Consider the following 24,681-nt stretch of genomic DNA (forward strand, 5'->3'; position numbering starts at 1 on the left):
TCCGCCACGCGCGAAGCCGGCGCCGCTCAGGGTCAACCCTGAGCTTCCCGACAGCCGAATGAAAGCCGCCGTGTGCAGGATTCACGCCTACAACACCGGGCGCTCGCTCAGCCCCGATGACGACATCTACAACAGGAGACACGAGCATGCGTCGAGACCAATTCCTGAAGTCCGCGGCCGCCTTCGCCGCGCTGGGCGCCACCGGCGCGCTGCCGTTGACCGCGCAGGCCGCGGCGGCCCTGAAGATCCTGGTGCCCGCCAACCCGGGCGGCGGCTGGGACATCACCGGCCGCGCGCTGGGCAAGGCCTTGCAGGACGCCGGCGCCGCGGGCGCGGTGACCTTCGAGAACAAGGGCGGTGCAGCCGGCGCCATCGGCTTGGCGCAGTTCGTCAACGCCGCCAAGGGCGACCCGAACGCGATGATGGTGATGGGCGCCGTGATGCTGGGCGGATTGATCACCAGCAAGCAGCCCGTCACGCTGACGCAGGCCACGCCGATCGCGCGCCTGACCAGCGAATACAACGTCTTCGTCCTGCCGGCCAACTCGCCGTTCAAGACGATGAAGGACGTGGTCGAGGCGCTGAAGAAGGACCCGGGCTCGGTGAAGTGGGGCGGCGGCTCGCGCGGCGCCACGGAGCACATCGCCGCGGCGATGCTGGCCCGTGAGGTCGGCGTCGATGCGACCAAGATCAACTACGTCGCCTTCCGGGGCGGCGGCGAGGCCGTGGCCGCGATCCTGGGCGGCAACGTCAGCATCGGCGGCAGCGGCTACAGCGAGTTCCAGCCCTACATCGAGAGCGGCAAGATGCGCCCGATCGCGATCACCGCGCCGCAGCGCATCAAGGGCCTGGACATCCCGACGATGAAGGAGCTCGGCTACAACGTCGAGATCGGCAACTGGCGCGGCGTGTACGGCGCGCCCGGCATCACGCCGGCGCAGCGTCAGGTGCTGATCGACCTGGTCGTGAAGGCGACGAAGTCCAAGGCCTGGACGGAAGCGCTGGAGAAGAACGGCTGGACGCCCGCCGTGCTGACCGGCAAGGACTTCGAGACCTTCGTCGACAACGAGTTCGCGTCCCTGCGCGCCATCATGCACAAGTCCGGCATGGTCTGAAGCTTTTGGCCCACCCCTACCGGCTTCGCCGGCCCCTCAAGGGGGCGAGCCCAGTGGCCTGGCGAAGCCAGTTCCACGGGCTCCGCTTGGTAGAAACGGCGCGGCCTGATCGACTTGATTCTGGACCGGGAGGTCTTCATGACGGATATCACCGAGCAGGCCGCACCGAGCCCGCTCTACCAAACCTTGGTCGGTGCCGCGGCGATGGTCGTCGGCGGCGTGATGGCCTTCGGGGCCGCCGCGATCCCGTCCGACGCCGGCTACTCCGGCATCGGCCCGAACGCGCTGCCCTGGTTCGTGGCCGCGGTGCTGCTGATCTGCGGCGCCTGGCTGATCTGGGAATCGCGCAGCGGCGGCTTCCGCTCGATGGAGCCGCCATCGGGCGCGCCCAAGGCCGACTGGCTGTCGGGCGCCTGGGTGGCCGCCGCCGTCATCGCCAACGCGTCGCTGATCACGACGATCGGTTTCGTCCTCGCCTGCACGCTGTGCTTCGTGCTGGCCGTGCGCGGCCTGCGTCGCGCCGAGGGCAAGACCCATGGCGGCGTGCGCCAGATCGTCATCGACGCCGTCACCGGCCTGCTGATCGCGGCCCCGGTCTTCTGGCTGTTCAACAAGCTGCTCGCGCTCAACCTGCCCGCCATCACGGCCGGCGGCTGGCTGTAACCCTCACCGGAGTTCCGACATGCAAGACCTCTGGACCCACCTGATGGGCGGCTTCGCCACGGCCGCCTCCGGCGCCAACCTGATGTGGGCCTTCATCGGCTGCGCGCTCGGGACGGCGATCGGCGTGCTGCCCGGCCTCGGCCCGGCCGTGACCGTCGCGATGCTGCTGCCGATCACCGCGCAGGTCGACCCGACCGCGTCGATGATCTTCTTCGCCGGCATCTACTACGGCGCGATGTACGGCGGTTCGACCACCTCCATCCTGCTCAACACCCCGGGCGAGACCGGCACCATGGTGACCGCGCTCGAAGGCTTCAAGATGGCCCGCCACGGCCGCGCCGGCGCGGCGCTGGCCACGGCGGCGATCGGCTCGTTCTTCGCCGGGACCTTCGCCACCGTGCTGGTCACGCTGTTCGCGCCGGTGCTGGCGGACTTCGCCGTCACGCTCGGCCCGCCGGAGTACTTCTGCCTGATGCTGATCGCCTTCACCACCGTCTCCGCAGTGCTGGGCCAGAGCACGCTGCGCGGCATGACCGCGCTGTTCATCGGCCTGGCCATGGGGCTGGTCGGCATGGACCAGATCACCGGGCAGATCCGCTACACCGGCGGCGTGCCCGAGTTCATGGACGGCATCGAGACGGTGCTGGTCGCGGTGGGGCTCTTCGCGGTCGGCGAGACGCTCTACGTGGCGCTCTATGAGGGCCGCAGCAACCTGACGATGAACACCATGGGCCGCGTGCACATGACGCGGCAGGAGTGGAAACGATCCATCCCCGCGTGGATGCGCGGCACCGCGCTCGGTTTCCCGTTCGGCGTGATCCCCGCCGGCGGCACCGAGATCCCGACCTTCCTGAGCTACGCGACCGAGCGCAAGCTGTCCAAGCACAAGGAGGAGTTCGGCACCGTCGGCGCCATCGAGGGCGTGGCCGGGCCGGAGGCCGCCAACAACGCGGCTGTCACCGGCACGCTGGTGCCGCTGCTGACGCTGGGCATCCCGACCTCGGTCACCGCGGCGATCCTGCTGTCGGCGCTGCAGAACTACGGCATCCAGGCCGGGCCGCAGCTGTTCGAGACCTCGTCGACGCTGGTGTGGGCGCTGATCGCGTCGCTGTACATCGGCAACGTGATGCTGCTGGTGCTCAACCTGCCGATGGTGGGGCTGTGGGTGAAGCTGCTGCGCATCCCGCGCGCGCCGCTGTACGCCGGCATCCTGATCTTCGCGACCGTCGGCGTCTACGGCATGCGCCAGAGCGCCTTCGACCTCTACGTGATGCTGGCCATCGGCCTGCTGGGCGTGGTGATGCGGCGCTTCGACTTCCCGACCGCGCCGGTCGTCGTCGGCATGATCCTGGGCCCGCTCGCCGAGGCGCACCTGCGCAACGGCGTCGCCATCGGCGGCGGGAGCTGGAGCGTGTTCCTGCAGCGCCCGCTGTCGGCCTCGCTGCTGGCGATCGTCGTGATCGTGCTGCTGCTGCCGCGGGTCATGAAGTGGATGGCCGCGCGCAAGGCGCGTCAGCAGGCGGCGGTCGCCCTCGGCTGACGGCGACATTGACGGCAACGGTGGCGGTCACCTCCTGCGGCGACGCCATCCCCCAACGACAAGGGCCCCGGATGAAGGGGCCCTTGGTCATGGTGCGGCGACGGCGCTCGGCGCGTTGCGCTGGCCGTCAGCGTGTCGCGCCCGCCATCGATGCCGCTTCGCGCTGACGGGCGAGGGCCGCGGCCTGCGCCTCGTCGGGCACGGCGGTCGTGGGCCAGCCCTGCAGGTGCTGCTCGGCGATCGCCGCCAGCGCGCGGATATGGGCGGGACGGTCGTTGAGGCAGGGGATGTAGCTGAAGCGCTGGCCGCCGCTGTGCAGGAAGGCTTCGCGCGCTTCCATGTCGATCTCTTCCAGCGTCTCGATGCAGTCGGACGAGAAGCCCGGGCAGATCAGGTCGACCGACTTCAGCCCGCGTCCGGCGAGTTCGCGCAACGTCGGCTCGGTGTAGGGCTCCAGCCAGCGCGCCTTGCCGAAGCGGCTCTGGAAGGTCACCTTGTACTGCGCGTCGGACAGACCCAGCGCCTCGGCCAACAGCCGGCTGGTCTTCAGGCATTCGCAGTGGTACGGGTCGCCCAGCGCCAGCGTGCGCGCGGGCATGCCGTGGAAGCTCATCACCAGCAGCTCGCCGCGGCCTTCGGTCTTCCAGTGGGCGCGCACGCTGTCGGCCAGCGCGGCGATGTAGCGCTTGTCGTCGTGGTAGCGGTTGACGAAGCGGAACTCGGGCACATGCCGGTGTTCCAGCGACCAGCGCGCCACGTCGTCGACGACGCTGGCGGTCGTCGCGCCCGAATATTGCGGATACGCCGGCAGCACCAGCACGCGGGTGGCGCCCTCGGCGCGCAGCACGTCGAGTTGCGACGCGATCGACGGGTTGCCGTAGCGCATCGCGTGCAGCACCTTGACGCGGTGGCCCTGTTCGCCGAGCTGGCCCTGCAGCAGCTTGGCCTGCTTCGTCGTCCAGACCATCAGCGGCGAGCCGTCCTTCATCCAGATGCTGGCGTACTTCTTCGCCGACTTCGCCGGACGCGTCCGCAGGATCACGCCGTGCAGGATCGGCCACCAGGCGGCCTTCGGGATCTCGATGACGCGCGGGTCGGACAGGAACTGCGCCAGGTAGCGGCGCGTGGCCTCGGGCGTGGGGGCGTCGGGCGTGCCGAGGTTGACCAGCAGCACTCCGATGGTCGGCGCGCGGCCGTGCACGTGATCGGGTTCAGGACGGAAGCTCATCCGGCGGGGGCGACGAGTCGCGAAGAAGGAGGGAGGGGCCCTGGCCGCGACGCGGCGGCTCAGATCCCACGTCGCATCAGGGCCGACGAGGCGGCTTCGGCCAGGTGCAGCACCTCGAAGCGCACGGTCGGGGCCTGCGACTCCGATGCCGCGCCGCCCAGGCCGATGGCGCCGGCGCCGTGCAGCGTGCAGGAGCCGCGGCGCAGGCTCAGCGTCTGGCCGCCGGCGCCGAAGCGCACGAAGGTGCCGTTGTAGCTGAGGTCGGTCAGGCTGAAGCTGCTGCCCTGCCAGTCGATGCGCGCGTGCGATCGGCTGACGCGGACGTCGGTGATGCAATAGGTCGCCTGCGTGCTGCGGCCCAGCACGATGGGCATCTGTTCGATCTCGAAGACACGGTCCAGGTCCTGCCAGACCAGCCGGATGCCTTCCGGTCCGGCGCTGCGGACGATCTCGCCGAACTGCGTCGCGCCCGGATCGCCGGTGCCCTGGTCCAGCACGTAGATGTGGACCGGCTCGGCGCGCCCGCGCACGCTGATGTGGTCGAGGCTGCGAAAGCGCGCCTTCTGCGCGCCGGTCAGGCCGTTCACCACCTCGGCGGTCACGACCGTCTCGCCGTCGCCCGCGTGGTCGAGCAGCCGGGCCGCGACGTTGACCGCGTCGCCGAAGCAGTCGCCGTGGATCTCGACGACCTCGCCGCGCGCCAGCGCGATCTGCAGGTGGGTGTGGCGCAGCCGCTCGCTGCGGGCCGACGACTTGAGCAGCAGCTCCTGCATCCGCATCGCGGCCTTGATGCCGTCGCGCGGGTTGTCGAAGGCGGCCATCAGGCCGTCGCCCAGCGTCTTGATGATGTGACCGCGGTTCTCTTCGACCGCCTGGCCGGTCAGTGCGACCGTCTGCGTCACCAGCCCCGAGGCCTCCGCGTTCCCCAGCGTCTCGAACAGCGCCGTGCTGCCGCGCAAGTCGGCAAACAGGACGGTGCGCTCGCGGATCTGGGTCATCGGCCTGACAGGGGACAAGATGTGATGGAAGTCTCAGTGTAGCCGCGCCATCCTGGGCGTCACGTGGAGATAAGCCCTCGCCTTGGGGGCCTGTCGGCCCCTGTACGACACCTCCCCCAACAGGCGGGCGAATGCCGTAACAAGCCTTTCGGGCGCCGAGGTCCGGAGGCGGCGGCACCAATAAAAAACCGGCCCGCGTCCGAGGACGGGGCCGGTCTTTCGGCAAACCCGGTGCCCATCGCTGGGCCCCGGGTCGCGGGCTGGATCAGAGGTTGTCCAGGTAGGTGCGCAGCTTGTCGCTGCGCGACGGATGCTTCAGCTTGCGGATCGCCTTGGCTTCGATCTGGCGGATGCGCTCGCGGGTGACGTCGAACTGCTTGCCGACTTCCTCCAGCGTGTGGTCCGTGCTCATCTCGATGCCGAAGCGCATGCGCAGCACCTTGGCTTCGCGCGGGGTCAGGCTGTCCAGGATGTCCTTCACCACCTCGCGCAGGCCGGCCTGCATCGCGGCCTCGATCGGCGCGGTGTTGTTGGTGTCCTCGATGAAGTCGCCCAGGTGGCTGTCGTCGTCGTCCCCGATCGGCGTTTCCATGGAGATCGGCTCCTTGGCGATCTTCATGATCTTGCGGATCTTGTCCTCCGGCATCTCCATCTTCTCGGCCAACGTCGGCGCGTCCGGCTCGAAGCCGAACTCCTGCAGATGCTGACGCGAGATCCGGTTCATCTTGTTGATCGTCTCGATCATGTGAACCGGGATGCGGATGGTGCGGGCCTGGTCCGCGATCGAGCGGGTGATGGCCTGGCGGATCCACCACGTCGCGTAGGTCGAGAACTTGTAGCCGCGGCGGTACTCGAACTTGTCGACCGCCTTCATCAGGCCGATGTTGCCTTCCTGGATCAGGTCCAGGAACTGCAGGCCGCGGTTGGTGTACTTCTTGGCGATCGAGATGACCAGGCGCAGGTTGGCCTCGATCATTTCCTTCTTCGCGTCGCGCGAGGCCTTCTCGCCCTCGTTCATCCGCTTGTTGATGCCCTTGAGGTCGTCCAGCGGCACCACGGCCTTGCCCTGGATGTCGATCAGCTTCTGCTGCAGCTCCTGCACCGCGGGCAGGTTGCGCGACATGATGTTCGCGTACGGCTTGCCCGAGGCCACTTCCTTCTCCGCCCACTGCAGGTTCAGCACGTTGGGCGGGAAGGTCTTGATGAAGTGTTCCTGCGGCATGCCGCACTTGTCCACGACGATCTTGCGGATCTCGCGTTCGAAGCGGCGCACGTCGTCCACCTGCGAGCGCAGGATGTCGCACAGCTTCTCGATCGTCTTGACCGTGAAGCGGATCGTCATCAGCTCCTGGCTGATCGCGGACTGGGCCTTGTTGTAGTTGGCCGACTTGTAGCCGTCCTTCTCGAAGGCCTTGCGCATCTTGTCGAAGTTGATCGCGAGCGAATCCAGCTTCACCAGCGCGGCGTTCTTCAGCTCCTCGAGCTTCTTGGTCAGCGCCTTGGAGCCGCCGGCGCCGTCGTCGTCGTCCTCTTCGTCGAACTCGTCGAAGTCTTCTTCCGCGACGTAGTCGTCCGCCTCGTCATCGGAGACGAAGCCGTCCACCGACTCGGAGATCTGCATCTCGCCGGCGCGGATCTTGGCGGCGATCGCCAGGATCTCGGCGATCGTCGTCGGGGAGGCCGAGATGGCCAGCATCATGGCCTGCAGGCCGCCTTCGATGCGCTTGGCGATCTCGATCTCGCCCTCGCGGGTCAGCAGCTCGACGGTGCCCATCTCGCGCATGTACATGCGCACCGGGTCGGTCGTGCGGCCGAATTCGGAGTCGACGGTCGACAGCGCGGCTTCGGCCGCCTCTTCCGCTTCCTCTTCGGTGGCGGTCGGCGAGGTCGAGCCCTGGATCAGCAGCGTGGCGGCGTCGGGCGCCTGCTCGTACACGGCGATGCCCATGTCGTTGAGCATCGACACGATCGCCTCGAGGATTTCCTCGTTGATCAGCTTCTCGGGCAAGTGGTCGTTGATTTCCTGATGCGTCAGGAAACCGCGCGTCTTGCCCATCTTGATGAGGGTCTTCAGCTCGTGGCGACGCTTGGCGACTTCCTCTTCGGTCAGCGCCGTCTCGTCCAGGCCGAACTCGCGCATCAGCGCGCGCTCCTTGGCGCGGCTGACCTTCATGCGCAGCGGCTTGGCCTTGGGCTTGTCCTCGCCGACTTCCTCGACCTCGACGGTCTCCGCGGTCTCGACTTCCGCGTCGGCCTCGCCCTCGGTCTCGCCGTCGGCGTCGACGTCGGCGAAGTCCTCTTCTTCCTCTTCGACCTTGGCCTTGGCGGCCGGCTTCTTCGACTCGGTCTCGGCCTTGGGCTTGCGGCCGCGCTTGGGCTTCGCGTCGTCAGCGGACGCGACAGCGGTGGCGGCTTTGGCGGTCTTCGCGGCGGCCTTGACGGCCGGCTTCTTGACTTCTTCGGTTTCTGCGGCGGCGGCCTTGGACGCGGTCTTTTTGGCGGTCATGCAGTTCCTCGGTGGCTCGGGGGCCAGTAGGTGAATGCGGGGAAATCGCAGTGGATGCAGGCAATGCAAACAGCCACCTGTCCCGCCGGCGCTCGCAAACTCCCGACACTTGCGGGCTATGCGGCGCGAGCGAGCCAGGCGGCTCGAACTCAGGCCCTGGATGGCAGATCGGGGTGAGCCGTCCACCATTCAAGGCTTTGCGCGTGAAGGTTAGCGTGAACCTTTGTTGTTGCAGCCCAGGCGGTGTCAGTTGGCCACTTTTGTGTATGAACCCAGGGTCAGTGGGGGGCCGGGGACCGGTTGGCGCTGCGGTCACTCTTGACGCGCGAAAACCATAGATTATCTGCGAATTTTCCCGTCCGGTCAAAAAGCATGTCCTGAGCGCACGTCCGGACGGGCCGTTCAGGCGGCTTCCAGCTCGCGGATCTGACGCAGCAAGGCCTGGAACCGCGTCATGTCCGGCTGCGGACTGCGCGCGATGCGGTCGGCTTCCGCACGAAGCTTCGCGACCCAGAGCTTGCGCATCACGACGCGGAATTCGACCTCGACGTGCTCATCCGGCGGCGGTGCGGTCAGCGGACCGCCGCTGACGCGCTGGGCGAGGTCCATCAGGTCGGCCTCCTGCAACGCGATCTGCAGCACTGCCCAGGGCGCGGGGCCGTTGTCGACCAGCGACCGTTCCAGCCACGCGATCAGCTGCCCGTGTTCGCCGGGGAGCTCGTGCAGCAGCTGCAGGTCCTGCTCGCCGATCTGCTGCCAGAGCTCGCTGTGCAGCACCAGCATCCGGACCGCGAGATTCATCGGCGCCGGCGGCAGTTCCAGCGGCATGCCGATGGTCGGATCCTGGTCGCGCTTGCGCCAGTCGCCCTTGCCGCCCTTGCCGCTCCAGTTGCCGCCGCCCTTGCCCTTGTATTCGCCCTTGTATTCGCCCTTGGGCACCCACTTGCGCTCGGCCTGGCCCTGGCCTGGGGCCTGGGGGGAGGCGGCGGCGTAGGCGTCCGGGGGAATGTGGATGTCGTCAGCGCCGGCGTGCGCCTCGTCGCCGTAGGCGGAGGCGGGGATGTCGAAGTACGGTTCGTCGTGCGAGCCGTCGGAAGAGGGGAGGAGGCTCTCGGCGCCGCCCGGGGCGCCGGTGCGGGCGCGGGGCGCTCCGCGCGGGGGCGCGAGCCCGGTGCCGCGGGCGGCTGCGCATTCGCCCACAGGCTTTGCAGTTCGGCGTCCGGCAACTGCGCGCGCCGCGCGAGTTCGCCCAGCAGCTGCCGCTTCAGCAGCCCGTCCGGCAGCGCCGCCCACAGCGGCTTGGCGACGCTCAGCATCTTGGCGCGGCCTTCCGGCGTGCCGAGGTCGCAGCCGTCCGCGGCGGTGTCCATCAACTGGCGCGACAGCGGCACCGCGCCTTCGACGCAGCGTTCGAACGCCTCGGCGCCGAGCTCGCGCACATACGAGTCCGGGTCGTGCTCGGTCGGCAGGAACAGGAACTTGATCGTGCGTGTCTCGTTGGCGTGGGGCAGGGCGGCCTCCAGCGCGCGTCCGGCCGCGCGGCGCCCGGCGGCGTCGCCGTCGAAGCTGAACACGACCGACTCGGTGAAGCGGAACAGCTTCTGCACGTGCTCCGCCGTGCAGGCCGTGCCGAGTGTCGCGACCGCGTTGCCGAAGCCGTGCTGCGCCAGCGCCACCACGTCCATGTAGCCTTCGACGACCAGGGCATAACCGCGCCGGCGCATCTGCGGGCGGGCCTCGTACAGGCCGTAGAGCTCGCGGCCCTTGTGGAAGACCGGCGTCTCCGGCGAGTTCAGGTACTTGGGCTCGCCCTTGTCCAGCACGCGGCCGCCGAAGCCGATGACCTCGCCCAGCACGTTGCGGATGGGGAACATCACGCGGTCGCGGAAGCGGTCGTAGCGGCGCTGTTCGGCCTCGCTCTTGCCGGGGTCGTCCTGCAGGATGACCATGCCGGTCTCGACCAGCAGCGGGTCGTCGTAGGACGGGAAGGCGTTGGCCAGCGAGCGCCAGCCGTCGGGCGCGTAGCCCAGCCCGAACTGCAGCGCGATCTGTCCGGTGAGGCCGCGGCCCTTCAGGTAGTCGATCGCGCGCGCGTTGCCCTTGAGCTGCTGGCGGTAGTGCTGGCCGGCCTTGGCGAGGACCTCGGTCAGGGTCGCCTGGCGCTGCTTCTGGGCCTTCTCGCGCTCGCGCTCCTGCGGGCCGCGGTCGTCCTCGGGCACCTGCATGCCGGCCTGCTGCGCGAGGTCGCGCACCGCGTCGATGAAGCCGATGCCCAGGTGCTCCATCAGGAAGCCGACGGCGTTGCCGTGCTGGCCGCAGCCGAAGCAGTGGTAGGTCTGGCGCGACGGGCTGACCGTGAAGCTCGGCGACTTCTCGCCGTGGAACGGGCACAGCCCCTTGTGGTTGATGCCGGCCTTCTTGAGGTCGACATGGCGGCCCACGATGTCGACGATGTCGACGCGGGCCAGGAGGTCCTGAATAAAGCCGGGTGGGATCACCTCCGGATTTTAAGTGATGGCTTGCGCGGGCAGGTCCTGGGCCGGCGCGCGCGGCCTGGACGGCGAGGGCGGCGGCGAGCGCCGCAGGGCCCAGTCGAGCAGCGCCTGCGGCGGCAGCGGCTCGCACAGGCCGCTGCCCTGGCCGACCTGGCAGCCCAGCGCGATCAGCGCCTGCGCGTGCGCCGGGGACTCGACGCCTTCGGCCACCAGTTCGCAGCCGAACTGCCCGGCCAGCGCGATCACGCCTTGCACCAGCGCATGGTCCTGCGGATCGACGAGCATGGTCTGCACGAACGAGCGGTCGATCTTGAGCTGGTCCAGCGGCAACTGCTTGAGCACCGACAGCGTCGCATAACCGGTGCCGAAGTCGTCCATCGCCAGGCGCAGGCCGAGACGCTTGCAATCGGTCAGCAGGCGGCGTGCGTGGGCGACGTCCTCGAGCGCGCTGGACTCGAGCAGTTCCAGCACCAGCCGCTGCGGCGGCACGTCGGGATGGCGCGCGAGCAGGGCCTCGAGCCGCGGCACGAAGGCCGGCGCCGCCAGGTGGCGCGGGCTGATGTTGACGCTGAGCTCCAGGTCCAGGCCCTGGGCGCGCCAGAGCCGGCATTGTTCGAGGGCCTGTTCCAGCACCCAATGGCCGAGCTGCGCGGCCATGCCGCTGTGTTCGACGGTCGGCAGGAAGGTCGCGGGCGCGAGCAGCCCGCGTTGCGGATGGCGCCAGCGCAGCAGGGCCTCGGCGCCGAGCAGCGCGCCGCTGACCAGGTCCAGCTTGGGCTGGTAGTACAGGCAGAGTTCGCCGGCTTCCAGCGCCTGCTGCACGCGCAGGGCGGCCTGTGCCTGCGCCTCCCGGCTGCGGCGTTTCTCGACGTCGAAGAACTGGACGCCGTCCCGGCCGCTGCGCTTGACGCGATAGAGCGCGTGCGCGGCGTGACGCATCAGGGTCTCGGCCTCGCCGCCGTCCTGCGGGTACAGCGTCGCGCCGACGCTGGCGCTCAGGCGCAGCGCGCTGCCGACGGGCTCTTGCGCATCGAGGTCGTCGGGAACGTCGCCGCCCGCGCTGCCCATGCTTGCGGCGACGCCGTCGATGCCGTCGACGTCCGTCCCGCGGCCGCCGCTGTGACCGTGACCGTGACCGTGACTGTCTTCCGGATCGATGGGGCGACGCAGCACCTGCACGAGCCTGTCGAGCGCCTGCTGGGCTTCTTCGACGCTCTGCACGCGAAGCAGCAGCCCGAACTCGTCGCCGCCGAGGCGGGCGACCTCATCCGACCACTGCGGCGCCTGCCGTAGCGCCTGCGTCAGGCGTCGGGCGAGCTCCGTCATGGCCTGGTCCGCGCGGGCGACGCCATGGCGCCGGTTGAACGCGGCGAACCCATCCAGGTCCACGCGCGCGACGCACAGCATGAACCCCGGTCCGACCTGGCGGCTGGTCTGCAGCGCCCCTGCAGCCGGCGCAGGAACTCCTGCTCGTTCGGCAGCCCGGTCAGCAGGTCGAAGCGGCCGAGCCGCTCCAGCGCCTGCTGCCGCTGCAGTTCCTGCGTCAGGTCGCTGAGCGCCAGCACGCGGTAGCGCGGCGGGCCCTCGGGCTCGGGGATCGAGGACACGGTCAGCCGCAGCGTGCGCGGCTGGCCGCCGGCGGCGCGGACCTTGACCAGGCCCTGCCAGTGGCCGGCGGGATCGGCCAGCGCTTCGGCGATCGCCTCCGGATCGTGGCCGGCGCGACGCAACTGCGCCTCGTCCATCGGCAGCGCGGTGCGGCCGAGCATCCGATGGCGCAGCGCCTCGGCGGTGTCCGTCGGCGGGGCGTCGTTCTCGATCACCAGTCCCGCGGGCGGCTCCAGCAGCGTCGCCATCAGCGTCCAGTAGGCGGGGTTGGCGTCGAGCAGGCGGTGTTCGAGGTCGGTGATCGCGAGGCCTTCGTGCAGGTGCTGGAACAGCCCGCTGCTCATGCGCTGGCGTTCCTCGGCCGTGCGGCGCCACTGGATGTCCTGCAGGCTCGCCAGCACCTGGCGGGCGCGGCCTCGCGGGTCGCGGCGCGCCACGCGCAGACGCAACTCGTGCCAGATCCAGCCGCCGTCCTCGTCGGGCAGGCGCAGCGCGTGATGCAGCGTGTCGGGCTCCGGTGACGGTGCCTGCCGGCCGTCCTGCCCCTCGACCCCGTTCGCATCGCGCGCCGCCGTCGCGGTGCCCAGCAGTGCGGGCAGGCGCTCCTCGAGCGTCATCCGGTCGACGGCGTGCACCTGGGTCAGCCAGGCGAGCGGATCGGCGGGGTCCAGTGGCCCCAGCCGCGATTGCCAGCCGGGCGACATCGCGACCGACTCGCCGGGGATCCACTGCGCCAGGGACAGGCCGGTGTCGTCGATCTTGGTGCGCCACTCGCGGCGCTCGTCGAGCGCGCGTTGCCGCAGCGTGCGGGCGTGCAGCACCGCGCCGAGTCCGAGCAGCGGGAGCAGCCACCAGGCCACCGTGCGCCAGGTCGGCCACAGCGCGCCGGCGACCAGCAGCAAGGCGGTGGCGCCGACCAGCAATGCGGCCGGCGCGACCGCTGGCAGGCGGCGCGACGCAGCGGGCGGAGCCCAACCGGCAAGAGCGGACAACTCGGACTTCAAGATGGGGCGGCGTAGAAGGAAAAGAGCGGATCCGCGCGCGGCGCGGAGGGGGCCGGGCGGCATGCTAGCCGCGAGCCGGAAGCGCCCGGTCAGCGCTATCCCTGCCGGAGGCGGCGCTCCCCCGGAATGAGGGTACCCGCAGGAGGTAGTGGCGCAGGTGGCACCGAAAGAGGGCGCCGGAAAGCGGTGGAAAAGCGAAAGGGGAAAAGGGAAAAGGGCGGTGCCGAAAAAGCAGAAAGCCACCCGAAGGTGGCTTTCGCGGTGCCGGAAGGCGCGGGGCCTTCAGATCATGGGTCAGATGACGAAATCTTCCAGCTTGGCGCCGCCGGAAATGGCGGCCTTCAGCCATTTCGGTTGCAGGCCGCGGCCGCTCCAGGTTTCGCCGGTGGCCTGGTTGCGATACTTCGCCGCGACCTTGGACGACTTCGGCGTGCCGGTCTTGGCGGCGCGCGCGGTCAGGTCGGCGACCGTCAGGCCGTATTCCTGCATCAGCGACTTCACCTTGCCGATCGCGTCGGACCGTTCGCGGTCCTGGGTTTCGGCGATTTGCGCTTCGAGGGCGGCCCGCTGGGCCAGGAGGTCTTTGAGCGATGCCATTTATGCAATTCCTCGCGTAGTTCGACGGCTCCCTCGAAAGGGAATGCCGTATTATAGGCAGGGAATCGAGTATCACCGCAAGGGGGTAAATCCCCGGGCCGGCGCCGAAACCGCATTTCCTCGCGGTTTTACCGGCTCAACTGTCAGAAATCGTGTCTTGGCCGGCGCGAATTGACGCTGGACGTCACCGCGCGCACCGCGATGGGGAAATCACTCCGTCGGCGGGACATATCCGGCGGGCTGTTCCGCGCCGCCGCCGAAGAAGAACTGTTCCATCTGCCGCGCGAGGTATTGCCGGGCGCGCTGGTCGGCCAGATTCAGGCGGTTTTCGTTGACCAGCATGGTCTGGTGCTTCATCCACGCGGCCCAGGCTTCCTTGGACACGTTCTCATAGATGCGCTTGCCGAGTTCGCCGGGATAGATGGGAAAGTCCATCCCTTCGGCTTCCTTCTTCAGATAAACGCATTGGACGTTGCGGGCCATATCAAACCTCGATGTTCAGAAAAGTGTAGGTGCGGCGGCCGGCCCACGCCGGGCGGCCGCCACGGAATCGATCCCGACGGGGATCAGGCGAGTTTCTTGACCAGGACCTGCGAGCGCCGGTCCCAGTTGTATTTGCGCTTGCGTTCCTCGGGCAGCCAGGTCGGGTCGACCGGCTGGAAGCCGCGCTTGATGAACCAGTGCATGGTGCGCGTGGTCAGCACGAAGATGCTGGTCAGGCCCATGGCCTTGGCGCGCTGCTCGATGCGCTTGAGGATGCGCTCGCCGTCGCCCTGGCCCTGCACGGCGCTGGACACGGTCAATGCCGCCATCTCGGCGGTGCGCGCCTCCTGGTAGGGGTGCAGCGCGGCGCAGCCGAATATCACGCCGTCGTGCTCGATGACGGTATAGGTCTCGATGTCGCGTTCGATTTCGCTGCGTTCGCGTTTGACCAGGGTGCCGTCGCGCTCGAACGGCTCGATCAGCGCGATCAGGCTGCCGATATCGTCGTGGGTGGCCTCGCGCAGGCTTTCCAGTTTTTCGTCGACCACCATCGTGCCGATGCCGTCGTGGGTATAGACCTCCTGCAGGATCGCGCCGTCGACGATGAAAGGCAGGATGTGCGAGCGCTCGACCCCCGATTCGCAGGCCTTCACGCAGTACTTCAGATAAAACCGACGTCGGTCGGTTGCGTCGGCGGCGGGAGTTTGGCGATCAGCCGTTTCGCATCCGCCAGCGCCAGTTCCGTGTCGATCGCGCTTTCCGGATCCTCGGGGTTTTCGCGCACGCCCTCGACCTCGGTCATGAACAGCAGCTTGTCGGCCTGCAGCGCGATCGCGGTTTCCGTCGCGACGTCTTCCATCATCAGATTGAAGGCGTCGCCGGTGGGCGAGAAACCGAACGGCGACATCAGCACGATGGCGCCGATATCGATGGCGCGCTGGATCGCGGCCGCGTCGACGCGGCGCACGATGCCGGAATGCTTGAAATCGACGCCGTCGACGATGCCGACCGGCCGCGCGGTCAGGAAATTGCCCGACACGACGCGCACCGTGGAATTGGCCATCGGCGTGTTTGGCAGGCCTTGCGAAAACGCCGCCTCGATCTCGAATCGCAATTGGCCGGCGGCCTCCTGGGCGCTGTCGAGCGCAATGCCGTCGGTGATGCGCATGCCGTGGCTGTACTGCGGCTGATGGCCCTTGAGCGCGAGTTGCTCGTTGACCTGCGGGCGGAAGCCGTGCACCAGCACGACCTTGATGCCCATCGCCTGCATGATGGCCAGATCCTGGACGAAGCCGTTGAGCTTGCCGGCGGCGATCATTTCCCCGGTCATGCCGACGACGAAGGTTTCTCCGCGGTACGCGTGGATATAAGGGGCCACCGCGCGAAACCACGGCACGAAGGTATGGGGGAAGACCAGGCTCATGGGCGCGGATTGTGCAACAGCCTGTCCCCGCAACGCGGCGGCAAGGTCACTTGCGGGACGCTGTGCGGCAGCGGAGCATGGCGCCTTCGCAACACCCCCGGAGCGAGACATGGAAGTCTTCAAGACACATGGGGCCTTCAGCTGGTCGGAGTTGATGACGACCGACCCGAAGAAGGCCACCGAGTTCTACGGCAAGCTGTTCGGCTGGAAGGTCGAGGTCATGCCGATGCCGGGCGGTCCGGCTGACGCGCCGCCTTATCACGTGATCAAGACCCGCGGCGCGGACGATGCCATCGGCGGCATGATGGCCTGCCCGCAGCAGGGCATGCCACCCGCCTGGGGGATCTACGTCACGGTGGACAACGTCGACGAGACCGTGGCCCAGGCCAAGGCGATGGGCGGCAAGGTCCTGATGGAGATCATGGAGGTACCCACCGTCGGGCGGATGGCGACGATCCAGGACCCCCAAGGGGCGGTGATCAACGTGATCACCTATGCGGAGATGCCGGACGAAAAAGTGACCCGGCAGTGCCCTTGACCTGACGTCCGGCCCCGTCTCGCGGGGCGCGAGATAATCCGCGCCCCGTGAGTCAAGACACCAAAGCCCCCGCCCCCGTCCCCCGCGCGAGCCGCGCCCTGCCGGACAGCCGGGTCCCCCGCGTCCGCCGCGCCCGCCACGCCCGCCGCGCGAGGCCGGACCTCGCCGCCCCCGGCGCCCGCGACCCCGATCCCGCCGATCGAGTTCCCCGAATCGTTGCCGGTCTCCGGCCGTCGCGAGGAAATCATGCGGGCGATGGCGGAGCACCAGGTGGTGATCGTCTGCGGCGAGACCGGCTCCGGCAAGACGACGCAGCTGCCCAAGATCGCGCTGGCGATGGGCCGCGGCCGCGGCAACGGCGGCGGCCTGATCGGCCACACGCAGCCGCGCCGGATCGCCGCGTCCAGCGTTGCCAAGCGCATCGCCGAGGAGCTCAAGTCGCCGCTGGGCGACGTCGTCGGCTACAAGGTCCGCTTCCAGGACCGGCTGCAGCCGGGCGCCTCGGTCAAGCTGATGACCGACGGCATCCTGCTGGCCGAAACCCAGACCGATCCGCTGCTCAGCGCCTACGACACGCTGATCATCGACGAGGCGCACGAACGCAGCCTCAACATCGATTTCCTGCTCGGTTACCTGCGCGAGATCCTGCCGCGCCGTCCCGACCTGAAGGTCGTGGTGACCTCCGCGACGATCGACGCGGACCGCTTCGCGCAGCACTTCGCCTCGGCGAAGGGGCCGGCGCCGGTCCTGATGGTCTCGGGGCGGCTTTTCCCGGTGGAGCAGCTCTACCGCCCCTTCGAGGAATCGCGCGAGTACGACGTCAACGACGCGATCTGCGACGCCGTCGACGAACTCTGGCGCCAGGGCCGCGGCGACGTGCTGGTCTTCCTCCCCGGCGAACGCGAGATCCGCGAGGCCGCCGAGGCGCTGCGCAAGCACCACCCGCCCGGCGTCGAGGTGCTGCCGCTGTTCGCGCGCCTGTCCGAGCAGGAGCAGAACCGCGTCTTCCAGCCGCACGGCCAGCCGCGCATCGTGCTGGCGACCAACGTCGCCGAGACCTCGCTGACGGTGCCCGGCATCCGCTACGTGATCGACCCCGGCCTGGCGCGCGTCAAGCGCTACAGCTACCGCAACAAGGTCGAGCAGCTGCAGATCGAGAACATCAGCCAGGCGGCCGCGAACCAGCGTGCCGGCCGCTGCGGCCGCGTCAGCAACGGCACCTGCATCCGGCTGTACGACGAGAAGGACTACCTCTCGCGGCCGCGCTTCACCGACCCCGAGATCCTGCGCAGCTCGCTCGCGGGCGTGATCCTGCGGATGAAGTCGCTGCACCTGGGGCAGGTGGAGGACTTCCCCTTCATCGAGCCGCCGCCGCGCAAGGCGGTGGCCGACGGCTACCAGCTGCTCAACGAACTGGGCGCCGTCGACGAGCGCAACGAGCTCACGCCCATGGGCCACGAGCTGTCCAAGCTGCCGCTGGATCCGCGCGTCGGCCGCATGATCCTGGAGGCGCGCCAGCGCGACGCGCTCAGCGAAGTGCTGGTCATCGCCAGCGCGCTGTCCGGGCAGGACGTGCGCGACCGGCCGATGGAGCAGCAACAGCAGGCCGACGAGAAGCACAAGAAGTTCGACGACGAGAAGTCGGAGTTCATGGGCTACCTGAAGCTGTGGAAGTGGCTCGGCGAGTCCCGCGGCGGGGAGGGCGAACACAAGCTCTCCAACCGCAAGCAGGAACAGCTGCTGCGCGACAACTTCGTCAACCCGCGCCGCGTGCGCGAGTGGCGCGACATCTACTCGCAGCTGCACACGGTGATCGCCGAGCACGGCTGGCGTCTGAACGGCGCGCCCGCCACCTATGAACAGGTCCACCTGTCGATGCTGGCGGGCCTGCTGGGCAACATCGGCGTCAAGGCCGATGACGACGACTGGTACCTGGGCGCACGCGGCATCAAGTTCTGGCGCCATCCCGGCGCGCACCTGAGCAAGAAGCCGGGCCGCTGGATCGTCGCGGCGGAACTGGTCGACACCACGCGGCTCTTCGGCCGCGGCATCGCGGCGATCGAGCCGCAATGGCTGCCCGGCATCGCCGGCCACTTGATCAAGACCCAGCTGCTGGAACCGCACTGGGAGAAGAAGGCCGCCGAGGTCGTCGCGCTGGAGCGCGCGACGCTCTACGGCATCGTGCTCTACAACAACAAGCGGGTGAACTTCGGCCGCGTCGACGCCGTCGCCGCGCGCGAGATCTTCATCCGCGAGGCGCTGGTCAACGGCGACTGGGAAACGCGCCTGCCGTTCCTGGCGCACAACCAGAAGCAGATCGCCAAGGTCGAGGAACTCGAACACAAGTCGCGCCGGCAGGACGTGCTGGTCGACGACGAGCTGATCTACGCCTTCTACGACCAGCAGCTGCCGGCGGACGTGTACTCCGGCGCGACGCTGGAGAAGTGGTTCCGCGAGGCGAGCAAGGCCAACCCGAAGCTGCTGCAGCTCAGCCGCGACGAGCTGATGCGCCACGAGGCCGCCGGCGTCACGAGCAACGCGTTCCCGAAGACGATCCGCCTGGGTGGTGTCGACTGCACGGCGACCTACCTGCACCAGCCCGGCGACGCACGCGACGGCCTGACGGTGACGGTGCCGATCTACGCGCTCAACCAGGTCAACGACGAACGCGTCGACTGGCTGGTGCCGGGGATGCTGGAGGCCAAGGTCACGGCGCTGCTCAAGAGCCTGCACCAGAAGCCGCGCAACCGGCTGACGCCGCTGCCCGAGTTCATCGCCGAGTTCGTCGAGCTGAACCCGTTCGCGCAGGGCGGCCTGGTCGACGTGCTGCTGAAGGCGGTGAAGGAGCGCTCGCAGGTCGCTGTGCAGCGCAACGACTTCAAGCTCGAACAGTTGCCCGCGCACCTGTTCATGAACATCCGTGTCGTCGACGAGCACGGCCGCCAACTGGGCCAGGGCCGCAACCTCGCGACGCTGAAGGCGGAACTCGGCACGCAGGCGCGCTCTGCCTTCCAGGCGTTGGCGACCTTGAAGCTCCAGGGCTCCGACGACTCGCTCCCCCGCGAGCGGGAGAGGGCAGGGGTGAGGGCTGCGGTCGACGAAGGACGGCCGACGCCAAACGACGGCAAGCCCTCCCGCGGCATCAAGGCGACGATCATCCCGCCGCAGAAGCCCGCGGTCGAAGCCACGAAAACCTACACCGCCTGGACCTTCGGCGAGCTCCCCGAGCTGATGGAGATCAAGCGCGGCCCGCAGACGCTGATCGGTTTCCCGGCGCTCATCGACAAGGGCCAGCACGTCGAGATCGAGGTCTTCGACGAGCCCGAGCTCGCCGCCGCGAAGCACCGCGCCGGTCTGCGCCGCCTGATCGCGCTGCAGCTGAAGGAGCCGTTGAAGTACCTCGAGAAGAACATCCCCGACCTGACGCAGATGTCGGTGTCCTACATGAGCCTGGGCACGGCCGAGGAACTGCGCGACCAGATCATCGCCGTCGCGCTGGAGCGCGCCTTCCTGGCCGATCCGCTGCCGGTGGACGAGTTCAGCTTCAAGGCCCGCCTCGAGGAGGGCCGCGCGCGGCTCAACCTGATCGCGCAGGAGGTGGCCCGCCTCGCGTTCAACGTGCTGATCGAATACCAGGGCGCGCTGCGCAAGCTCAAGGACGCCCGCACGGCGCCCAAGGACGTGGTCGAGGACCTGCAGGCGCAGCTGCAGCGGCTGATGCCCAAGCGCTTCGTGCTGCAGACGCCGTGGAGCCAGCTGCAGCACTATCCGCGCTACCTGAAGGCGATCACGCTGCGGCTGGACAAGCTGCGCGCCGACGCGGCGCGCGACGCCAGGCTGCTGTCGGAGCTGCGTCCGCTGGAGCAGCGCTGGTCGCGCCGGGTGGCCGACCTCAAGGGCACGACCGATGCGCGGGTGGAGGATTTCCGCTGGCAGCTCGAGGAATTGCGGGTGAGCCTTTTCGCACAGGAACTGAGGACACCGCAGCCGGTCAGCGTCAAGCGCCTGGAAAAGGTGTGGGCGCAGTTACAGAACTGAGCGGAGAATCCCCCTCAGTTCTTCAGGCGAGGACTCCGGGTTTTCGGTCCAATCCAAGCTACAAAAGGTCCGTGGCCCTGCACCGTCGGGTGCCGCACATCGCTCGTGTCTGACAACACCACAACATCCACCGCCGCCCCGATGAAGCGTTTCGGCCGCTTCGAGCTGCGCGCGCTGCTGCACAAGAGCCTGCGCTCGATGCTGTGGGTCGTCTTCGACCCGCAGAGCGGCCAGGAGATGTTCCTGATGATGCCGCGCGAGAAGCCCAACAGCGAGGCGGCGATGCTGCACTGGCTGAAGACGGTCGACGGCGCCTCCCGCATCCATCACCCGAACCTGGCCCACGTCATCGAGACCGGTCGCGTCGATCCCTGGCCCTACGTCGCCTACGACCGCGCGCTCGGCGAGACGCTGGAAGAACGCATCTCCCGCGGTGCGCCGCCGCTGCCGCTGGACGCCGCCGGCTGGGCCGCGCAGGCGCTCGAGGGTCTGGCCTTCGCGCACGAGGCGGGTCACGCCCACCGCGACATCCAGCTCGCCCACATCGTCGTCGACGGCGCCAACCACGTCCGCGTGCTGGGCCTGGAGGTCGCGCAGGAGGTCGTGCCGCCGAACGTCGACTTCAACACCACCACGCGTCGCGCCGTGCGCGAGGCGGCGGAGGAGGACGTCGTCTGCATCGGCCTGGTGCTGCATCGCCTGCTCAGCGGCAGGCCGGTGCTGGAGGAGAGCGACCTGCAGGTCGTGCTGCAGCGCATGCAGCCGCAGGGGCATGACCTGGTCCGTCTGGGCTGGGAGACGCCGTATGCGATCCCCGAGCCGCTGCGCGCCATCGTCAACCGCGCCAGCGACCGGCGAGACGCGTCAGCGCTATCACCTGGCGCGCAGCTTCTGGCGCGCGCTGGACGGCTGGCGCCTGTCGGCCGAGCAGGACGACGGCGGCCCGATCGCGCTGCTGAAGGACAAGATGCAGCGCTTCGGCCACCTGCCGAGCACCTCGACCCGGCTGGTGACGACGGTGTCGTCCTCGGCGATGGCGGGGCAGCACGGCAGTCAGCTGGCATCGATGGCGCTGAAGGACATGGCCCTGGCGCTGGAACTGCTGCGGCGCGTCAACAACGCGCTGCGCCAGCAGGGACCGACCAGCGGCGGCACCGTGCTCAACCTGCAGCGCGCGATCGCGATGCTGGGCCTGAACGGGCTCGAGGATGCGGCGCGGGCGCTCAAGCCCTGGCCCGGTCCGATGAACGAAGGCCAGGCGCAGTTCATGCAGAGCGTGATGCGCCGCGTGCACCGCGCCGGTCAGGTGGCGCAGGCGCTGCGCCCGGCCGGTTACGACGGCGAGGTCATCTACCTGATCTCGCTGATGCAGAACCTCGGGCGGCTGCTGGTGCAGTACCACTTCCCGGACGACGCGCAGCAGATCCGCCAGCTGCAGGTCGCGCCCGAGGCGACCGAGGACAACCCGAATCCGCGCGGCATGAACGAGCAGTCCGCTGCCTATGCGGTGCTGGGCTGCGACCTGGAAAGCCTGGGCCTGGCGGTGGCGAAGTACTGGGGCCTGGGCGACGAGTTGCAGCACATGATGCGCCGCCAGCCGCAGGAGGCGCCGGTGCGCCATGCCGACGGCGACACCGAGATGCTGCGGCTCACCTGCAGCCTGGCCAATGAACTGGTGGATGCGCTGGCCCTGCCGGAGCGCAAGCGCCAGGCGGCGATCGAGCTCGCGACGCGGCGGTATGCGCGCGCGCTCGGCCTGGGACTGCGCGAGATCTACGACGCGCTCGGTGCCAGCGGCGCGATCGCCGACGCCGGCGAAAGCGGCCTCGGCGCGATGAGCGACCCGGCCGTCGGCGCGGCCGCGACCGCGGCGCCGCGCTCCCGGTTGCGCGAGCGCGCCGAATCCGGCGCGCCGGCGCCTGCGACGAACACGGCCACGAACACGGCCATCAACAACACGAACAGCACCGCCCAGCCAGGGTCGCCGACCGGCACACGCCCGTCCGGCGCACCCGAGCCCGGCAAGGACCGACCATGACCGCCATGCCGCCCGCTGTCGGGCGCTTCAAGCCGCTGCGCAGTCTTGGGCAGGGGGCCCAGGCATTGGTTTGGCTCGCCCACGATCCGCGGCTGGACCGCGAGGTCGCGCTGAAGGTGCTGACACAGGCGGTCGACCGCGCGAGCGTCGACGCGTGGTTGCATGAAGCCCGGGCGGTCAGCCGGCTGACGCATCCCAACATCGTCCCGGTCTTCGAGGCCGACATCGAGGCCGGTCAGGCCTACATGGTCTTCGAGTACGTGCCCGGCGGCACGCTGACCGAGCGGCTGCGCCAGCGCGGCCGGCTGCCGGCGCGCGAAGCCGTCGCGATGATGCTGGGCATCCTCGACGGGCTGCATGCGGCGCACCAGGCGGGTGTCGTGCACCGCGACCTGAAGCCGTCCAACATCCTGATCGACTCGACGGGCCGGCCCAAGGTGATGGACTTCGGCATCGCCGGACGCATCCAGTCCGGCGTGGCGGGGGCCGCTGCGCGTCCGAACCGCATCGTCGGCACGCCGGGCTACATCTCGCCGGAAGCGGCCAAGGGCGACCCCGCGTCGCCGGTGATGGACGTCTTCGCGGCCGCCGTGATGCTCAGCGAGATGCTGTCCGGCCAGCGGCTCAACTACGACCCCGATCCGTGGCGCGCGGTGCGCCGCGCGATGGAGCAGACGCTGGATCCGCCCGCCGACCTCGGCCCCGACAGCGACGATGCGCTGCGCGCCGTACTGTTGCGCGGCCTGTCGCGCGAATCCTCGCAGCGCTGGGCCGACGCCAAGGCCTTCCACGATGCGCTGGCCGCGTGGCTGCATCCGGCCGCCAGCGAGACCACCGAAGGCGGCGAGGGCGGCAACGCGACGCTCGAGTTCCTGCTGCGCCGCATGCGGCATCGCAGCGACTTCCCGGCGATGGCCGATTCGGTGACGCGCATCCAGCGGATGACGCAGTCCGACAACGAGAGCCTGACCTCGCTCTCCAACGAGATCCTCAAGGACGTGGCGCTGACCAACAAGCTGCTGCGCCTGGTCAACACGGTGCAGTTCAGCCATGCGGGCGGCGGGCACATCAGCACGGTGTCGCGCGCGGTGGCGCTGGTGGGCTTCGGCGGCATCCGCAACCTGGCGCTGTCGCTGGTCCTGCTGGAGCGCATGGAGAACAAGAACCACGCGCAGCGGTTGAAGGAGGAGTTCCTCCGATCGCTGATGGCGGGCTCGCTGGCGCGCGAGCTGTGCCTGGTGCCGCGCGAGAACGAGGAGTCCTTCCTCGCCACGATGTTCCAGGGACTGGGCCGCCTGCTGGCCGAGTTCTACCTGCCCGAGGAGGCGCAGCAGGTGCGCCGCGTGGTGCGGCCGGAGCGCGGCATGGGTGAGCAGGCGGCGCCGCCGCTGAGCGAGGCCGCGGCTTCCGCGCAGGTGCTGGGGCTGAGCTACGAGAGCCTCGGCCTGGGCGTGGCGCGGCAGTGGGGGTTCCCGGACAGCCTGCAGCGCAGCATGCAGCGGCCCGACGGCGATGCGCCGGTGCGGCTGGTGGAGCACTCGACCGACCGCATGCGCTGGCTGGGTCGCGCGAGCAACGACGTCGCGGACGTCATCCTGAACAGCGATCCCGCCGAGGCGCATGCCAAGGTGCGCGCGATGGCGCAGCGTTACGCGCGGGCGCTGGGCGTGGAGGCCAAGGCCTTCGAGGCCGCGGCCGACCAGGCGCGGCAGCGGCTCACGCAGCTCGCGCAGGCGATGGACATCAAGCTGGCGAAGAACTCGCCGGCGCAGCGCCTGCTGGCGCCGCTGACGCCGTCGGCGGAGGACACGCTCTCGCCGCACCAGCTGCAGGCGACGGTGGTCGAGGGGCATGCGCCGCCGGGCGCGATCTCGCCCGACCAGGCGGCGGCGACGCTGGCCGCGGGCATCCAGGACATCACCAACGCGATGGTCGAGAGCTTCAAGCTCAACGAGATCCTGCGGATGATCCTGGAGACGATGTACCGCGGGCTGGGTTTCCGCCGGGTGATCTTCTGCCTGCGCGACCCGAAGACCGAGACGCTCACCGGCCGCTTCGGCCTGGGCGACGGCGTGGAGGCGGTGGTGCCGCTGTTCCGCGTGCCGCTGCGGGTGATGCCCGGCCTGCCGGCGGACCTCTTCACGGCCATCTGCACCAAGGGCGTGGACACGCTGATCGCCGACGCCTCGCAGCCCAAGATCGCCGAGCGGCTGCCGCCATGGTTCCTCAGCGGCGCCAAGGCGCACAGCTTCCTGATCCTGCCGATGGCGCTGCGCGGCGCGCCGTTCGCGATGATCTACGCGGACAAGGCGGAGCCGGGCAGCGTCGTGCTCGACGAGAAGCAGCTGTCGCTGCTGCGCACCTTGCGCAACCAGGCCGTGATGGCCTTCAAGCAGGCGAGCTGAGC

Annotated in this window: 16 protein-coding genes and 1 pseudogene; 7 read left to right on the forward strand and 10 right to left on the reverse strand. The window is 69.2% G+C overall.

All coding sequences use genetic code 11. The annotated features are described in order from the left end of the window. The first annotated feature begins 146 nt into the window (after positions 1-146). From ACQ86G_RS15645 to ACQ86G_RS15655, 3 genes are all read left to right on the forward strand, one after another. Positions 147-1,115 (forward strand): Bug family tripartite tricarboxylate transporter substrate binding protein, encoded by a 969-nt coding sequence (locus tag ACQ86G_RS15645; RefSeq protein ID WP_431256208.1) that lies wholly within the window; start codon positions 147-149, stop codon positions 1,113-1,115. A gap of 138 nt (positions 1,116-1,253) precedes the next feature. After that, positions 1,254-1,778, forward strand: coding sequence for a tripartite tricarboxylate transporter TctB family protein (locus ACQ86G_RS15650; protein ID WP_431256209.1), 525 nt, complete (start codon positions 1,254-1,256; stop codon positions 1,776-1,778). A 19-nt stretch (positions 1,779-1,797) separates the two neighbouring features. After that, entirely contained in the window at positions 1,798-3,318 is a 1,521-nt protein-coding gene (locus ACQ86G_RS15655; RefSeq protein WP_431256210.1) for a tripartite tricarboxylate transporter permease, read from the forward strand. A 127-nt stretch (positions 3,319-3,445) separates the two neighbouring features. Here ACQ86G_RS15655 and hemH read toward each other — a convergent pair whose 3' ends face one another. The 9 genes and pseudogenes from hemH to argA form a co-directional block, all read right to left on the reverse strand. Beyond that, positions 3,446-4,546 (reverse strand): ferrochelatase, encoded by a 1,101-nt coding sequence (gene hemH, locus ACQ86G_RS15660; RefSeq protein ID WP_431256211.1) that lies wholly within the window; start codon positions 4,544-4,546, stop codon positions 3,446-3,448. 59 nt (positions 4,547-4,605) lie between these two features. Next, complete coding sequence (locus ACQ86G_RS15665; protein ID WP_431256212.1) at positions 4,606-5,544, reverse strand: adenylate/guanylate cyclase domain-containing protein; 939 nt, start codon at positions 5,542-5,544, stop codon at positions 4,606-4,608. 265 nt (positions 5,545-5,809) lie between these two features. Further along, a complete protein-coding gene (gene rpoD, locus ACQ86G_RS15670) occupies positions 5,810-8,050 on the reverse strand; it encodes an RNA polymerase sigma factor RpoD (RefSeq protein WP_431256213.1) in 2,241 nt (746 codons plus the stop codon). A gap of 797 nt (positions 8,051-8,847) precedes the next feature. Then, the gene (gene dnaG / locus ACQ86G_RS15675; RefSeq protein ID WP_431256214.1) at positions 8,848-10,548 is read right to left on the reverse strand and encodes a DNA primase; all 1,701 of its coding nucleotides are present in this window, start codon (positions 10,546-10,548) and stop codon (positions 8,848-8,850) included. A 9-nt stretch (positions 10,549-10,557) separates the two neighbouring features. Continuing rightward, on the reverse strand, positions 10,558-11,952 hold the full coding sequence (locus tag ACQ86G_RS15680; protein WP_431256215.1) for a putative bifunctional diguanylate cyclase/phosphodiesterase: 1,395 nt from the start codon (positions 11,950-11,952) through the stop codon (positions 10,558-10,560). Then, positions 11,868-13,145 (reverse strand): hypothetical protein, encoded by a 1,278-nt coding sequence (locus ACQ86G_RS15685; RefSeq protein ID WP_431256216.1) that lies wholly within the window; start codon positions 13,143-13,145, stop codon positions 11,868-11,870. The genes ACQ86G_RS15680 and ACQ86G_RS15685 overlap by 85 nt, the downstream gene beginning before the upstream one ends. A 306-nt stretch (positions 13,146-13,451) precedes the next feature. Then, positions 13,452-13,754, reverse strand: coding sequence for an H-NS family nucleoid-associated regulatory protein (locus ACQ86G_RS15690; RefSeq protein WP_067275254.1), 303 nt, complete (start codon positions 13,752-13,754; stop codon positions 13,452-13,454). A gap of 210 nt (positions 13,755-13,964) precedes the next feature. Next, a complete protein-coding gene (locus ACQ86G_RS15695; protein WP_431256217.1) occupies positions 13,965-14,237 on the reverse strand; it encodes an oxidative damage protection protein in 273 nt (90 codons plus the stop codon). A gap of 83 nt (positions 14,238-14,320) precedes the next feature. Continuing rightward, positions 14,321-15,660: pseudogene (gene argA, locus ACQ86G_RS15700) on the reverse strand (amino-acid N-acetyltransferase). A gap of 109 nt (positions 15,661-15,769) precedes the next feature. Here argA and ACQ86G_RS15705 point away from each other — a divergent pair. After that, positions 15,770-16,198, forward strand: coding sequence for a VOC family protein (locus ACQ86G_RS15705; RefSeq protein ID WP_431256218.1), 429 nt, complete (start codon positions 15,770-15,772; stop codon positions 16,196-16,198). A gap of 246 nt (positions 16,199-16,444) precedes the next feature. Then, on the forward strand, positions 16,445-20,236 hold the full coding sequence (gene hrpA, locus ACQ86G_RS15710) for an ATP-dependent RNA helicase HrpA (protein WP_431256219.1): 3,792 nt from the start codon (positions 16,445-16,447) through the stop codon (positions 20,234-20,236). Here the strand turns inward: hrpA and ACQ86G_RS15715 are convergent. Beyond that, complete coding sequence (locus tag ACQ86G_RS15715; RefSeq protein WP_431256220.1) at positions 20,225-21,010, reverse strand: hypothetical protein; 786 nt, start codon at positions 21,008-21,010, stop codon at positions 20,225-20,227. The genes hrpA and ACQ86G_RS15715 overlap by 12 nt on opposite strands. Before the next feature lie 31 nt (positions 21,011-21,041). Between ACQ86G_RS15715 and ACQ86G_RS15720 the strand changes: the two genes are divergently transcribed. Together ACQ86G_RS15720 and ACQ86G_RS15725 are read left to right on the forward strand one after the other, a co-directional pair. Next, positions 21,042-22,274, forward strand: a complete 1,233-nt coding sequence (locus ACQ86G_RS15720; protein WP_431256221.1) for an HDOD domain-containing protein — start codon at positions 21,042-21,044, stop codon at positions 22,272-22,274. Then, positions 22,271-24,679, forward strand: a complete 2,409-nt coding sequence (locus tag ACQ86G_RS15725; RefSeq protein WP_431256222.1) for a protein kinase domain-containing protein — start codon at positions 22,271-22,273, stop codon at positions 24,677-24,679. The genes ACQ86G_RS15720 and ACQ86G_RS15725 overlap by 4 nt, the downstream gene beginning before the upstream one ends. Positions 24,680-24,681: the final 2 nt, after the last annotated feature.

Origin of the sequence: Roseateles chitinivorans, from assembly GCF_050632145.1 — a bacterium.
In the GTDB taxonomy this organism is placed as follows: Bacteria; Pseudomonadota; Gammaproteobacteria; order Burkholderiales; family Burkholderiaceae_C; genus Roseateles; species Roseateles chitinivorans_B.